Source organism: Nocardia sp. NPDC003693, assembly GCF_053981095.1.
In genome coordinates, this window is sequence record NZ_JBSFNO010000066.1 from 15279 (window position 1) to 31338 (window position 16060).

A 16060-nucleotide genomic window follows, 5' to 3' on the forward strand; every position below is an offset into this window, starting at 1 on the left:
CGGCCCGCCCGCCGGTTCGGCGGGCGGGCGGGCGTGGATCAGATCGATAGGGGCAAGGGTGTGGCGGGCCGGGTGTAGTGGGGATGGACCGGGTCGGGTGCGGCGGGGGCGAACAGGTCCAGTTCCTTCGAGGGCCGGTGTGCGCCGGCGATCCCGCCGGGCAGGCAGCTCGCGCTGCCGCCGGCGACGATCAACAGGGCCATCGCGGGCAGGGCCACGGTCCGGGGCGGTCTCATCGGTCGGTGGCGACGGGGTCGGCGGCCATGGCGGCGACCAGGCTGGTCGGGCGCATGTCGGTCCAGTGCTCCTCGACGTAGGCCAGGCAGGCCGCGCGGGTGCCCTCGTGCACCGATTGCCAGCCGTCGGGGACGGGGGCGAAATCGGGCCACAGCGAGTGCTGGCCCTCGAGGTTGACCAGGACGGCGAAACGACCGTCCTCGTTGTCGAATGGATTGGTCTCGCTCATGCGCTGTCCCTTCCGGTGCTGGTGGTGGACCGGCGCCCGGTGGCGCCGGTGGTGGAAACCTCTGTGCGGTCCGCGGATTCGGTCAGATGCCGGCGCACGATCGGGCCGATCTGATCGAGGGCGCGCGGGGAGCCCATGTCCACGTGCGAGCAGGGCATGAAGTGCTCGTGGATCTGTCCGCCCACGATGTCCCGCCACGGTCCGCTCCCGGGCACCGGCGGCGCCGGGCGGTCGGGGGCGGGCGTGTCCTGGACGGTGGCGGTGAAGTACACCAGGTCACCGTCGTAGCCGCGGGGCTCGTAGCGGTAGGCCATGCTGGTTCCGGCCAGGTAGCCCTGGTAGAGCCGCTCGACCTGGGTCGCGTCGAGCGCGCCGAACGGGCCCTGCTGCTCGTGCAGCAGCTCGGCCGCCCGGGCCGCGGTGACGTGTTCGGCGGCCAGGCTCGAATCACCGAGCAGCGCGGCGAGCAGCTCGCCCGCGCTGGGGTCGGCGACCTGGTGTTCACCGGCCAGAATCCGGCTGTCCAGCAATGCCAGCACCGCCACCCGGTCGCCCTCCGCCCGCAGTTGCGCGGCCATCTCGTACGCGATGAGCCCGCCCAGCGACCAGCCCAGCAGGTGGTACGGCCCCTCGGCCTGCACGGTTCGCAGTTCGCGCACGTAGCGGCCGGCGAGCTGTTCGATGGTGTCCAGCCCGGTCTCGTCCTCGGTCAGATGCGGCAATTGCACACCGTAGAGCGGACGTTCGGGCTCGAGGTGCGGCAGCAGGCCGGTGTAACTCCAGGCGACGCCGCTGGCCGAGTGCACACAGAACAGCGGGGCCAGCGTGCCCTGCGGCCGAATCGGCAGCAGCGGCGCCAGCGCGGACTCGATGGCGGCGCCCGGGCCCGGATCGGCGATCCGGGCCGCGATGCCCGCCGGGGTCGGGTCCAGGAACAGCGCCTGCATGGGCAGGTCCGCTCCGGTCCGCTCCCGGATCTCGGTCACCAATCGCGTTGCCAGCAGCGAGTTTCCGCCCAACTCGAAGAAGTTGTCGTCCACGCCCACCGCGGCCGGTCCCAGCACCGCGGCGAAGGCCGCGCACACCAGTTCCTCGGTCGGGGTGCCCGGCGCCCGGTAGGGAGCGCCTGCGAGCAGCTCGGGCTCGGGCAGCGCGGCCCGATCGAGTTTGCCCGCCGGGGTGAGCGGCAACGCCTCCAGCAGCGTGATCGCCTGCGGCACCATGTATCCCGGCACCCGCGCCGCGACGTGCCGGCGCAGATCGGCCACGATCGGCGCCGGGTCGGCGCACACGTAGGCCGCCAGAATCGTTGCGCCGGACGCGGTGTCGTAGCCGATGGTGGTCGCGGCGCGCACCCCCGGGAACGAGACGAGGGCGGCGTCGATCTCACCGAACTCGATGCGGAACCCGCGAATCTTGACCTGATGGTCACCGCGCCCGAGGTATTCGAGCTCGAGCCCGGCCGGCCGCGGCAGCCAGCGCACCAGGTCGCCGGTCCGGTACATGCGCGTACCCGGACGCCCGAAGGGGTTGGCGACGAAGCGTTCCGCGGTCAGCGCGGCCCGGCGGTGGTAGCCGCGGGCGAGCGCCGGCCCGGCCAGGTACAGCTCGCCGGGCACCCCGATCGGCACCGGCCGCAGCCGGGTGTCGAGCACGGCGAGCCCGAACCCGCGCAGCGGCCCGCCGATGGTGATCGGCGCACCGGGCCGCAGCGGCGCGCTGATCGTCGCCGCCACGGTGGCCTCGGAGGGGCCGTACGCGTTGAGCATGGTGCGCTGCGGCGCGCTCAGGGTCCAGCGATCCACCAGTTCGGGGCCGGTGCGATCACCGCCCACCATGATCATCTCGAGCTCCTCCAGTCCGGCCGGGTCGACCGTCGCCAGCGCCGCCGGGGTGACAAAGGCGTGCGTGATCCGCTCGGCGTGCAGCAGTTCGCGCAGTTCCGCGCCACCGACCACGCTCGCGTCGGCCAGCACCAGGGTCGCCGCCGCCCCGAGCGCGAGCAGCACCTCGAGAATCGCGGCGTCGAAACTCGGCGAGGCGAAGTGCAGTACCCGCGAGCCCGCGGTGACCCCGCCGCGCTCGGTGAGCTCCGCGGCGAAATCGGAGATGCCCGCGTGCGTGACGCTGACGCCCTTGGGCAGACCGGTGGAACCCGAGGTGTAGATCAGGTACGCCGGATTGGCCAGGTGCGGCGCGCGATGCAGATCGCTCGCCGCGAGCGCCGCACTCGAGTACAGCCGGGTCTCGGCGGCGAAGGCCGGGTCGTCCAGTGCCAGCCACTGCGGTCCGTCGGGCAGCTCGGCCCGGCAGCGGGTGACGGTCACCCCGATGGCCACCTGCGAATCGGTGAGCATGTGCTCCTTGCGCAGCGCCGGGTAGGCCGGGTCCACCGGGACGAAGGCGGCGCCGGTCTTGAGCACCGCGAGCATGGCCCGCACCGCCTCGACCGAGCGCGGAATGCTCAGCGCCACCACGGTTTCCGGCCCGACCCCGCGGGCCAGCAGCGTCCGCGCCAGCCGGTTGGTGGAGCGGTCCAGCTGCTCGTAACTCATCTGGATCTCGCGATCGCGCACCGCGACGGTGCGCGGCGCGGCGGCGACCGCGGCGGCGAACACCTCGGGGAAGGTGATCGCGCCGCGCGACTCGGCGCCGAATACCGGTACCAGCGTGCGGGTTTCGCGCGGGTCGAGCAGCTCGAGATCGCCGACCGCGATGGAGGTGTCCGCGACCGCGGCCGACAGCACCCGGACGAACCGGCCGCACAGCAGTTCCGCGCTCTCGGCGTCGAACAGATCCCGCGCGTAGGTCACGCACAGCTCGATCCCGTCCGGGGCCCCGTGCGGGGTGTGGGTCTCGGTCAGCGTGAACTGCAGATCGAACTTGGCGACCTCGAAGCCCGGATCCTCCGCGGTGGCCTCGACGGCGCCGAGCCGCGGCAGCCCCGGCACCGCGTTGTGCACCGACAGCATGACCTGGAACAGCGGGTGATGCGCCGCCGAGCGAGCCGGATCGAGCGCCTCGACGAGCCGCTCGAACGGGATGTCGGCGTGCGCGAAGGCATCCAGATCGGTTTCGCGCACGGTGTCGAGCAATTCGGCGAACGATCCGGAACTCGACACCGGGGTGCGCAGCACCAGGGTGCCGACGAACATGCCGACCAGCGCGTCCAGGCGCGGATCGACGCGTCCGCCGATGGGCGTGCCGACCACCACGTCGCCGGTGCTGCCCAAACGCGCGAGCAGCACCGCGAGCACCGCGTGCAGCACCATGAACACGCTGACGCCGTGCCAGCGCGCCAGTTCGTTGAGCTCGTCGTGCAGATCGGCGTCGATCCGCGCGAACACCGAGGCTCCGCGCTGGGTCGGCACCGCGGGGCGCGGCCGATCCATGGGCAGGGTCAGGCAGTCGGGCAACTCGGCCAGCTTCTCGGTCCAGTAGGCGAGCTGGCGCGCGGCCGAGCTGTCCGGGTCGGCGTCGCTGCCGAGCACCTCGTGCTGCCACAGGCTGAAATCGGCGTACTGCACCGGCAGCGGCGGCCAGGCCGGGGCCCGGTGCTCGGACCGCGCGGCGTAGGCCGTGGCCAGGTCGACCGCCAACGGCGCGGCCGAGGCGCCGTCCGCGGCGATGTGGTGCATGACCAGCAGCAGCACGTGCTCGTCCGCGGCCACCCGCAGGATCGCCGCACGGACCGGAATCTGCTGTGTCACATCGAAACCCGCGGTGAGGAAGGTGCGGGCGAACTGCGCCGCGGCGGTGTCGGTGAGTTCGGTGAGCGGCACCGCGAGCGCGGGGTCGGCCACCGGCAGCACCACCTGGTGCGGGCCCGCCCCGTCGGCGGGGAACACGCTGTGCAGGACCTCGTGCCGGGCCACCACGTCCGCGACGGCCCGGCTCAGCGCGTCCGCGTCCAGCGGGCCGCGCAGGCGGAGCACCAGCGGGATGTTGTACGCGCCGGAGGCGGGGTCGAACCGGTTCAGCAGCCACAGGCGCTGCTGCGCCGGGGACAGCGGAATCCGGGCCGGGCGGGCCCCGGCCACCAGTGCGGGCCGATCACCGCCGCCGGCGGCCAGCGCGCGCTCGAGCACCGCGCCCAGCTGCTCCGGCGTCGGCTGTTCGAACACCGCGCGCACCTCGAGCCGGCAGCCCGACGCCGCCGCGATGCGGGCGACCAATTGCGTTGCCGAGAGCGAGTTTCCGCCGAGTTCGAAGAAGTTGTGATCCGCGCACACCGTCTCGCGGCCCACGACCTCGGCCATGGCGGCGGCCACCACCTTCTCCCCCGCCGTGCGCGGGGCCCGGCCGGTGTCGGACACGGTGAACGTGGGCTCGGGCAGGGCCCGGCGATCCAGCTTGCCGTTGGGCGAGAGCGGAATCGACTCCAGCATCAGGAAGGCCGAGGGCACCATGTGCGCGGGCAGGCGCTGGGCGGTGACCTCGTGCAGCACCCGCGCCTCGACCGTCACGCCCTCGAGCGCGACGACGTAGCACACGATGTGCGCGCGGCCACCGTGGTCCTTGCGAACCTCGGTGTGCGCGAAACGGATTCCGTCGCAGGCCGCGACGACCGCCGAGATCTCGCCCAGTTCGATACGGAACCCGCGCACCTTGACCTGGTGGTCGGCGCGCCCGGCGAAGATGAGCTCGCCGTCGGCGTTCCAGCGCACCAGATCACCGGTGCGGTACAGCCTTTCCCCGGACTCGCCGAACGGGTTGGCCACGAACCGCTCGGCGGTCAGCGCCGGGCGGTGCTGGTAGCCGCGCGCCAGTCCGACGCCGCCGACGTAGAGTTCGCCGACCGAGCCGGGCGCCACCGGCCGCATACGAGCGTCGAGCACCACCGTGCTGACCCCGCGCATCGGGCGGCCCAGCACGATGGGCCGATCCGGGTGCATGGGCTCGGAGAAGGTGGTGGCGATGGTCGCCTCCGACGGGCCGTAGCCGTTGACCATGTCCCGGCCGCGGGCCCACTGCTGCACCAGTTCCTGGTCGAACGCCTCGCCGCCGACGACGAGCGTGCGCAGGGTCGGCAGCGACCAGCGGTCGGCGTCCATGCTCGCCAGCGCGGCCGGGGTGATGACCACGTGCGTCACCCCGGCGGCGTCGATGAGCTCGGCCAGATCGTCGCCGCCGTAGACGTCGATCGGGACGATGATCATCGTCGCGCCGCCGCACCAGGCCAGCAGCAGTTCGAGCACGGCCACGTCGAAGCTCGGCGAGGCCAGGTGCATGGTGCGCGCGGACCGGTCGACGTCGAACCGAACCCGCTGCACCTCCGCGCAATTGAGCAGTCCGCGGTGGGTGACCGCGACGCCCTTGGGCAATCCGGTGGAGCCGGAGGTGTAGATCAGGTACGCCAGGTCGTCCAGGCGCGGGATGCGGATCCGCTCGGCGTCGGTGACCGGGGCGTCGGAGAACTCCGGCAGCTCGGCCGCCCCGCCCACGAGCATCCACTCGATCCCGAGGTCGTCGGGGAGCGCGGCCCGATCACCGGGCACGGTGAGACCGAACCGCACCGCCGAATCGGTGAGCATGTGCCGGATTCGATCGAGCGGATGGCGAATGTCCACCGGCAGGAACGCCGCGCCGGTCTTGGCGATGGCCAGCGATCCCGCCACCGATTCCACCGAGCGCGCCAGGCCCAGCGCGACCACGTCGCCCGGGCCGACCCCGCGCCCGATCAGCTTGCGTGCCAAGCGGTTCGTCCAGGCATCGAGCTCGTCGTAGGTCAGCGTCCGCTCCCCCGCGACGATCGCCGGGTGCCCGGGGGTCACCGCGCGCTCGAACAACTCGAGCAGGGTGATCGAACTCGCCGCCCGTGCACCGCGCGCCGGCGCGAGCACCGAACGCTCCCAGGCCGAGAGCAGGTCGGCGTCGCCGACCGCGGCCGCGGGATCGGCCAGCAGGCCCGCCAGCAACCGCACGTAGCGCCGGCTCATCCGATCCGCCGTGGCGGCGTCGAACAGGTCGGTGGCGTAGGACAGCGTCATCTCGATGCCGTCCGGTTCGCCGGTCGCGGTGTGCGTTTCGGAGAACGTGAACTGCAGATCGCACTTGACCAGGCCCGGATCGACCGGGAACCCGGCCACGGTGAGCTCGGGCAGGCGCACGGTCGGCACACCCATATTGGTCAGCGACAGGCTCACCTGGAACAGCGGGTGGTGCGCTGTCGAGCGGACCGGGTTGAGCACCTCGACGAGGCGCTCGAACGGCAGGTCGGCGTGGGCCATGGCGTCGAGATCGGCCTCGCGCACCGAGGCGAGCACCTCGTCGAAGCTCGCGCCGCCGTCGATCCTGGTGCGCAACACCAGGGTTCCGACGAACATGCCGATGAGCTCGTCGAGCGCGGCGTCGCCGCGCCCGGCCACCGCGGTGCCGACGGCGATGTCGCCGGTGCCGCTGGTGCGGGCGATCAGCACCGCCAGTACCGCGTGCAGCACCATGAACACGCTGGCGTCGTGGCCGCGCGCGGCCTCGACCAGGCGGGTGTGCAGATCGGCCTCGATCCGGGCCGAGGTCGACCCGCCGCGGTGCGAGGCCACCACCGGGCGCGGGCGATCCGCCGGCAGTTCCAGGCATTCGGGCAGGTCGGCCAGGCTCTCGGTCCAGTAGGCCAGTTGCCGCGCGGTCAGGCTCTCGGGATCGTCCTCGGCGCCCAGCAGTTCGCGCTGCCAGACACTGAAATCGGCGTACTGCACCGGCAATTCGCGCCACTGCGGCGTACCGCCGGAGCTGCGCGCGCCGTACGCGGCGACCAGGTCCCCGGCCAGCGGGGTGAGCGACCAGCCGTCCGCGGCGATGTGGTGGATCACCACGACCAGCACGTGCTCGTCCTCGCCGACGCGCAGCAGCGCCGCGCGGATCGGAATCTCCACGGCCAGATCGAATCCCGCCGCCGCGACATCGAAGGCGTCGGTGAGCACGGACTGCGGGCTCGACGCGATGCGGGCGAACGGCAGTTGGGCCTCGGCCGCGCTCAGCACCACCTGGTGCGGGCCGTGCGCGTCCTCCGGGAACAGCGTGCGCAGCACCTCGTGCCGGGCCACCACGTCGGCGACGGCCTGGGCCAGCACCGTCGCGTCCAGCGTCCCGTTCAGGCGCAGTCCGAGCGGGATGTTGTAGGCGGCCGAGCCCGGGTCGAAGCGGTTCAGGAACCACAGGCGCTGCTGTGCCAGCGACAGCGGCACCCGGTCCGGGCGGGGCGCGGCGACCAGCGCCGGGCGGCCCGCGGCCGTGCCGGCCGAATCATCGAGCAGCAGCGCCAGTTCGGCGGGCGTGGGGTGTTCGAAGATGGCGCGCACCGCCAGCGGCACTCCGCTCGCGGCCGTCAGGCGCGCCACCAGCTGGGTGGCCGAGAGCGAGTTGCCGCCGAGTTCGAAGAACCCGTGATCGGCGTAGACGCGGTCGTGCCCGAGCACCTCGGCCATGACCCCGGCCACCAGCCGCTCGGTGGGCGTGCTCGGCTCCCGGCCCTCGGCCGCGGCCTCCCAGACCGGTTCGGGCAGGGCCCGCCGGTCGAGTTTTCCGTTGGGCGAGAGCGGGATCGAGGCCAGCGGAACGAACACCGCGGGCACCATGTGCACCGGCAGCCGTTCGGCGACGCCGGCGCGCAGGGCGGCCACGTCCAGTGGATCGTCCTCGGACACGACGTAGCACACGATCGCCTGCCGCCCGGCGGCGTCCTTGCGGACCTCGGTGTGCGCGAAGCGAATCCGCGGTCCGTCCGAGACCACCGCGGTGATCTCGCCCAGTTCGACGCGGAATCCGCGCAGCTTGACCTGATCGTCGCTGCGGCCGACGAAGGCCAGCACGCCCGACCGGGTCCAGCGCACGACGTCGCCGGTGCGGTACATGCGCTCGCCCGGGTTCGCCGCGAAGGGATTGCTCACGAAGCGGTGCGCGGTCAGGCCGGGGCGCTGATGGTAGCCCCGGGCCAGGCCGTCGCCGCCGATGTAGAGGTCGCCGGAGACCCCCGGCGGCACCGGGCGCAAGCGCTCGTCGAGCACCACGACGGTCGTGCCGCGGATCGGGCCGCCCAGCACCACCGGGTCGTGCGCGCCGATCGGATCGGAGATGACGCTCATGATGGTCGTCTCGGTGGGGCCGTAGCCGATGAACATCGAGCGGTCATCGGCCCAGCGCGCCACCAGTTCCGGGCCCACGGCCTCGCCGCCCGCGCACAGGCTGCGCAGGGCCGGCAGCGGCCAGCGGCGGACATCGATGCTGGCCAGCGCGGCCGGCGTGATGAACGCGTGGGTGACCCGCTCGCGGTCCAGGAACGCGGCGAGTTCGTCACCGCCGAAGATCTCGGGCGAGGTCAGCACCATGGTCGCGCCCGCGCCCCAGGCCAGCAGCATCTCCAGGATCGCGGCGTCGAAACTCGGCGAGGCGAAATGCAGGGTACGGCTGTCGGAGTCGATCCGGAATCGCTCCCGCTGTTCGGCCGAGAACCCGGCCAGCCCGCGATGGGTGACCGCGACGCCCTTGGGTTTGCCGGTCGAACCCGAGGTGTAGACCAGGTACGCGACGTTGTCCAGGGCCAGCGAGCGGATCCGCTCGGAATCGGAGATGGGCGCGGCGGACTCGCCCGCTTCCAGATCGGCCAGGGTGAGCCAGGTCAGTTCCGTGGACAGATCCGCGAGATTGGCCGCGGTGGTGATGCCCAGGCGCGCACCGGAATCGGTGAGCATGTGGGCGATGCGGTCGGCCGGGTAGCGCAGATCGACCGGGGCCAGGGTGGCGCCGGACTTGGTGACCGCGACCGCGGCCAGCACCGATTCCAGCGACCGCGGCAGTCCCACCGCGATGGTGTCGCCGGGGCCGACGCCCCGCGCGATCAGCGCGCGCGCCACCCGATTGGACCGCTCGTCGAGTTCGCCGTAACTCATCGAGCCCGAATCCGATACCACGGCAAGGGCTTCGCGGGAGGCGGTGGCGGCGGTGAAGATCTCGGACAGGGTGGCGGGCACGGGCCCGCCGACGCCGCGCGCGGGCGCCGAGGCGGCGCGCTCGGCGACCGAGAGCAGGTCGAAGTCGCCGACCGGGATGTGCGGGCGGCCGCTGACCCCGGCGAGCAACTGGACGAACCGCGCGCAGAGTTCCGCGGCGGTGTCCGCGTCGAAGATGTCGGTGGCGTACGTCAGGCGGATGTCGAGGCCGTCCGGATCGCCCGCCGCGGTGTGCGATTGGGTGAAGGTGAACTGCAGATCGAACTTGGCGATCTCGAGGGCGATGTCCTCGACCCGGATCACCACGTCGTCCAGGTGCGGCAGTTCGGGCATCGCGTCGTGCACCGACAGCATGACCTGGAACAGCGGGTGGTGCGCGGTCGAACGCACCGGGTCCACCGCCTCCACCAGGCGTTCGAACGGAATCTCCGCGTGCGCGAAGGCGTCGAGGTCGTGCTCGCGCACCGCGGCGAGCAGTTCGGTGAACCGGGTGGCGCGATCGACCTCGGTCCGCAGCACCAGGGTGCCCGCGAACATGCCGATCAGCGGGTGCAGCCGGGCGTCGGCGCGCCCGGAGATCGGGGTGCCGACCGTGACGTCGCCCGTTCCGGCGAGCCGGGCCAGCAGCACCGCGAGCACGCTGTGCAGCACCATGAACAGACTCGCGTTGTTGTCGCGGGCCAGGCGGGTGAGCGCGGCGTGCGAGGAGCCCTCGAGCCGGGCGGTGACCGACTCGCCGAGCTGGGTCCGCTCGGCCGGGCGCGCGCGATCGGCGGGCAGTTCCAGGACGTCCGGCAGTCCGGCGAGCCGCTCCTTCCAGTAGGCGAGCTGGCGCGCGGCCCGGCTCTCGGGATCGGTCTCGTCGCCGAGCACCGCCTGCTGCCACAGACTGAAATCGGCGTACTGCACCGGCAATTCGGCCCAGTCGGGAGCCTGCCCGCGCCGCCGGGCGGCGTACGCGGTGGCCAGGTCCCCGGCCAGCGGCGCGGTCGATCCGCCGTCGGCGGCGATGTGGTGCACGACCACCAGGAGCACGTGATCGTCGGCGGCGACCCGCAGCAGTTCCGCGCGCAGCGGCAGCTCGGTCGCCAGATCGAAGCCCCGCGCGGCCGCGTCGTTCAGGTGCTCGGCGACGGCGTCGGTGGCGAGCTCGGACACCGGCAGGGTGAAGCGCGCGGTGCGCACCGGGGCCCTGTTCGCAACGCTGGTGTCCGCCTCCGGGTTTCGGCCGATCGGGCTGTCCGACCGATCGAGCGGCAGCACCTGCTGGTGCGGCCCCTCGGCGTCCTGGGGGAACAGCGTGCGCAGCGCCTCGTGCCGCTGCACGACGTCCAGCAGCGCCGCGCGCAGCGCCTGCTCGTCCAGCGGGCCGCGCAGGCGCAGCGCCACCGGAATGTTGTAGGCCCCCGAGTCGGTGTCGAACCGGTTCAGGAACCACAGTCGCTGCTGTGCCGGGGAGAGCGGAATCCGGCCGGGGCGGTGCCCGCGGGACAGCTCGGGCACGTCCGAATCGCGGGCGAGCAGTTCGTCGACCACCCGCGCCAGCTGCTCCGGGGTGGGATGTTCGAAGACCGCCCGCACGCCCAGCTGACGCCCGGTCGCGGCGGCGAGCCGGGCGACCAGCCGGGTCGCCGAGAGCGAGGTGCCGCCGAGTTCGAAGAAGTCGTGATCGGCACAGACCCGATCGCGCCCGACGACCTCGGCCATGGCCTCGGCCACCAGAACCTCACTGGGCGTGGCGGGTTCGCGGCCCTGTGCCAGTTCCCAGACCGGAGCGGGCAGCGCGCGGCGATCGAGCTTGCCGCTGGGCGAGAGCGGAATCGTGTCCAGCAGCACGACCGCGGTCGGCACCATGTACCCGGGCAGTCGAGCGGCGGCGTGCGTGCGCACGGCGCCCGCGTCGAGCGCCCCGTCGCCGGCGATGTAGCTGACGATGCGCGGGGTACCGGCGTCGTCGTGCCGGATCTCGGTGTGCGCGAAGCGGATTCCCGCCAGCTCGGCCACGGCCGCGCTGATCTCGCCGAGTTCGACGCGGAATCCGCGAATCTTGACCTGGTCGTCGCCGCGCCCGACGAACACCAGCGAGCCGCTCGCGGTCCAGCGCACGACGTCGCCGGTGCGGTACATGCGCTCGCCCGGCGTCGCCGCGTAGGGATTGGCCACGAACCGCGCCGCGGTCAGGCCGTTGCGGTCGACGTACCCGCGCGCCAGGCCGGCGCCCGCGACGTAGAGCTCACCCGCGACGCCGACCGGTACCGGGCGCATGCGGGCGTCGAGCACCGCCAGCGCCGCACCGCGAATAGCGCGGCCGAGCAGCACCGGCTGATCCGGGACGAGCGCGTCCGAGATGACCGGGGCCACGGTGGCTTCGGAGGGCCCGTAGGCGTTGAACATCGCGCGGCCGGCGGCCCAGCGGGCCACCAGATCCGCGCCGACCGCCTCGCCGCCCACGACGAGGCAGCCCAGGGCGGGCAGCGGCCGGCGCGCGATGTCGATGTCGGCCAGCGCGGCCGGGGTGATGAACGCGTGCGTGACCGCTTCGGTCTCGAGCAGCTCGGCCAGCTCGTCGCCGCCGAAGTTGTCGGCCGAGGCGACCACCATGGTCGCGCCCGCGCCCCAGGCCAGCAGCAGTTCCAGCACCGAGGCGTCGAAACTGGGCGAGGCGAAATGCAGTGTGCGACTGGTGGATCGCACGGCGTAGCGGTCGCGCTGTTCGGCCGCGAAGGCCGCCAGCCCGCGATGGGGCACCGCGACGCCCTTGGGGACACCGGTGGAACCGGAGGTGTAGATGACGTACGCGATGTCGTCGACCGAGAGCGGTCGCGTCCGGTCGGCGTCGGTCACCGGGGTGCACAGCTCACCCGAGTCCTCCACCGGCAGCCAGCGCAGGTCGAGGTCGGCGGGCAGACGGGTGCTGTCCGCGGCGGTGGTCAGGCCCAGCGCCGCACCGGAATCGGTGAGCATGTGCCGGATCCGATCGGCGGGGTGGCGCACGTCCACCGGCAGGTAGGCCGCGCCGGTCTTGGCCACGGCGACCGTGGCGACGACCGATTCCATCGAGCGGCCCATGCCCAGTGCCACCACGTCACCGGGGCCGACACCTTCGGCGATGAGGGTGCGGGCCAACCGGTTCGACCAGTCGTCGAGAGCGCCGTAGGTCAGGTCGCCGGTCGGGGTGCGCAGCGCGGTATGCGCCGGGTTCGCGGCGGCGGTCGCGAAAAGCTCCGGCAGGGTGCGGAATTCGCGCACCGCGGGCCCCCGGACCGGGGCCAGGGCGCGCACCTGCTCGGGATCGAGCAGTTCCAGATCACCCACCGCCGCACCAGGTTCGGCGACGGCCGAGGCCAGCAGGCGCACGAACCGGCTGGTCAGCTCCACGGCGGTGGTCTCGTCGAACAGGTCCGTCGCGTAGGTCAGGCACAGTTCGAGACCGGCGGCGCCCGGGTCGCCCGGAGACGGCGGCACGGCGGTGAAGGCGAACTGCAGATCGAACTTCGCGACGGTGGGGTCGACCCGGTGGACGGACAGGTCCAGCCCGGGCAGGCGCACGGCGGGCGCCGGGAAGTTGTCGACCGACAGACTCACCTGGAACAGCGGGTGATGCGCGGTGGAGCGCACCGGGTTCAGCTCCTCCACCAGTCGTTCGAACGGCAGATCGGCGTGCGCGAAGGCCGCCAGATCGCTCTCGCGCACGCTCGCCAGCAGGTCGGTGAACGCGGCGTTGCCGTCGACCTCGGTGCGCAGCACCAGCGTGCCGACGAAAGCGCCGATGAGCGCTTCCAATTCGGGTTCCGAGCGCCCGGCGATGGCGGTGCCGACTGCGATGTCGGACGTCCCGGCCAGCCGGGCCAGCAGCACCGCGAGCACGGCGTGCAGCACCATGAACTCGCTGACGTCGTGCCGGCGCGCGAGGGCGGCGACCCGGGTGTGCAGATCGGCTTCGACCCGGGCGCGCACCGATCCGCCGCCGTGGGTGGCGACCACCGGCCGCGGGCGATCCGCGGGCAGCTCGAGGCAGTCCGGCAGCGCGGCCAGGCGCGCCCGCCAGTACTCGAGCTCCTGTGCGGCAACGCTTTCCGGGTCGTCTTCACTGCCGACCAAGTCCTCGTGCCAGACCGCGAAGTCCGCGTACTGCACCGGCAGCGGCGCCCACTGCGGGGCCCGGCCCGCGTGCCGCGCGATGTAGGCGGTGCTGATGTCGGCCGCCAACGGGGCCAGCGACCAGCCGTCCATGGCGATGTGGTGCACGATGAGCGCGAGCGCGTACTCCTCGTTGCCGGTGCGCACCAGATCCATGCGGATCGGCAGTTCGGTGGTCAGGTCGAAGCCCTGTTCGGCCGCGGCCGCGACGTGCGAATCGACCTCGAGGGCCGAGGCCCGCAGCACGGTCAGGCTCAGCGGCACCTCCTCCACCGGAACGACGACCTGATGCGGCCCCTGCGCGTCCTGCGGATACAGGGTGCGCAGAATCTCGTGCCGGGCAAGGACATCGGTGAGCGCGGCGCGCAACGCCGGCTCGTCCAGGTCGCCGCGCAACCACAGCGCCACCGGGATGTTGTACGCGCCGGAATCGGTGTCGAGCTGGTTCAGGAACCACAGCCGCCGCTGTGCCGAGGACAGCGGCACCCGCGCCGGGCGGCCGTTCGCGGTCAGCCGGGGCCGATTCGAGATCGGTTCGCCCGCCGCCTGATCCAGCAGCCGGGCCAGCGCCTCGGGGGTCGGATGCTCGAAGACCGCCTTGACCGCGAGCCGATGCCCGCAGGCGGCCGCGAGCCGGGAGACCAGCTGGGTCGCGGACAGCGAGTTGCCGCCCAGTTCGAAGAAGCTGTGATCGGCGGCCACCCGCTCGCGATCGAGCATGCGCGCCATCTCGGCGGCCACCAGGGCCTCGTTCGGCGTGGCCGGGTCGCGGCCCGCGACGCCCAGGTCCCAGACCGGTTCCGGCAGCGCCTTGCGATCGAGTTTGCCGCCGGGCGACAACGGAATCGAGGTCAGCGCCACGATCGCCGAGGGCACCATGTGTGCGGGCAGCCGGGCGCCGAGCGCGGTGCGCAGGGCGCGCACGTCCGGCGCGGTATCGCCCTCGGGCAGCACGTAGGTCACCACGTGCGCGCGCCCGCCCGCGTCGGTGCGAACCTCGGTGTGCGCGAAGCCGACACCCGCCTCGCCCGCCACCGCGGCGGTGATCTCGCCGAGTTCGATGCGGAATCCGCGCACCTTGACCTGGTCGTCACCGCGACCCAGGAACACCAGTTCGCCCTCGGCCGTCCAGCGCACCAAATCGCCCGTGCGGTACATGCGATCGCCCGCGGCGCCGTAGGGGTCGGCGATGAAGCGCGACGCGGTCAGGCTCGGCCGCGCGAGATAGCCGCGTGCCACGCTCGCGCCGCCGATGTAGAGCTCACCGGCGACGCCGACCGGTACCGGACGCAGGCGGCGATCCAGCACCGCGAGCCCGGCGCCACGGATCGGCCCGCCCAGCACCACCTGCCGGTCCGGGGACAGCGCGTGCGAGATCGCGACCGCGACCGTGGCCTCGGAGGGCCCGTAGGCGTTGAACAGCTCGCGGTCCCCCGCCCAGCGCTCGAGCAGTTCGGCGCCGACGGCGTCGCCGCCGACGACGAGCCCGCGCAGTGCGGGCAGGGTCCGCCCGCCCGCCCCGAGCCCGGCCACCGCAACCGGGGTGAGGAAGGCGTGGGTGACCGCTTCGCGTTCGAGCAGCTCGGCCAGTTCCTCACCGCCGTAGATCTGCGGCGGGGCGATCACCATGGTCGCGCCCGCACCCCAGGTCAGCAGCAGTTCCAGGATCGAGGCGTCGAAGCTCGGCGAGGCGAAATGCAGTGTGCGCGAATCGGAACCGACCCCGAACCGGTCCGCCATGGTCCGGGTGAAGTTCGCGATGCCCGCGTGCGTGACGGCCACGCCCTTGGGGACGCCGGTCGAGCCGGAGGTGTAGATGAGGTAGGCCAGGTGCGACATCCGCAGCGGCCGGACCCGATCCGCGTCGGTGATCGGCGCGCTGGACACCTCCGACAGCGCGCTCACGATCGCCCGGTCGTCCAGCGCCAGCCAGGTGACGCTCGTGGACGGCAACTCGTCGCGATGCTCCTGCGTCGTGAGACCCACGCGCGCACCGGAATCGGTGAGCATGTGTTCCTGGCGCGGGCGCGGGTAGGCGGGGTCGACCGGCAGGAAGGCCGCACCGGTCTTGGTGACCGCCACGGTGACGCACACCGATTCGATCGATCGCGAGATCGCCAGCGCCACGATCGATTCCGGTCCCACGCCGCGGTCGATGAGCAGCCGGGCGAGCCGGTTCGACCGGCGATCGAGTTCTGCGTAGGTCAGCTCGTGGGTGCCGAAGCGCACCGCGATGGCGTGCGGATCGACGGCGGCCGCGGCGGTGAAGATCTCCGGCAGCGTGCCGGCCGGCGCGGCCTGCGGGCCGCACACCGGTGTCAGCGCGGCGATCTCGGCGCCCGACAGCAGCGGCAGCTCGCCGACCGGGGTGTCCGGGGCGGCCGCGGCCGCGGTCAGGACCCGGGTGAAGCGCTCGACCAGGCGCCGCGCGGAGGCGTCCTCGAACAGGTCGGTGGCGTAGGTCAGTTCGAGATCCAGGCCCGCGGGAACGCCGGGCGCCGATTGT

The 16060-nt window shown here is 72.8% G+C and carries 3 protein-coding genes; all 3 read right to left on the reverse strand.

The features are described from left to right. Positions 1-38 precede the first annotated feature (38 nt). Genes ACWDOP_RS37915 through ACWDOP_RS37925 form a run of 3 tightly spaced genes read right to left on the reverse strand, consistent with a single transcriptional unit; the run spans position 39 to position 15867 of the window. Entirely contained in the window at positions 39-236 is a 198-nt protein-coding gene (locus ACWDOP_RS37915) for a hypothetical protein (RefSeq protein WP_454202169.1), read from the reverse strand. Continuing rightward, a complete protein-coding gene (locus tag ACWDOP_RS37920) occupies positions 233-466 on the reverse strand; it encodes an MbtH family protein (protein ID WP_454202170.1) in 234 nt (77 codons plus the stop codon). The genes ACWDOP_RS37915 and ACWDOP_RS37920 overlap by 4 nt, the downstream gene beginning before the upstream one ends. Beyond that, complete coding sequence (locus ACWDOP_RS37925; protein ID WP_456348932.1) at positions 463-15867, reverse strand: amino acid adenylation domain-containing protein; 15405 nt, start codon at positions 15865-15867, stop codon at positions 463-465. The genes ACWDOP_RS37920 and ACWDOP_RS37925 overlap by 4 nt, the downstream gene beginning before the upstream one ends. Between the last annotated feature and the right edge of the window lie 193 nt (positions 15868-16060).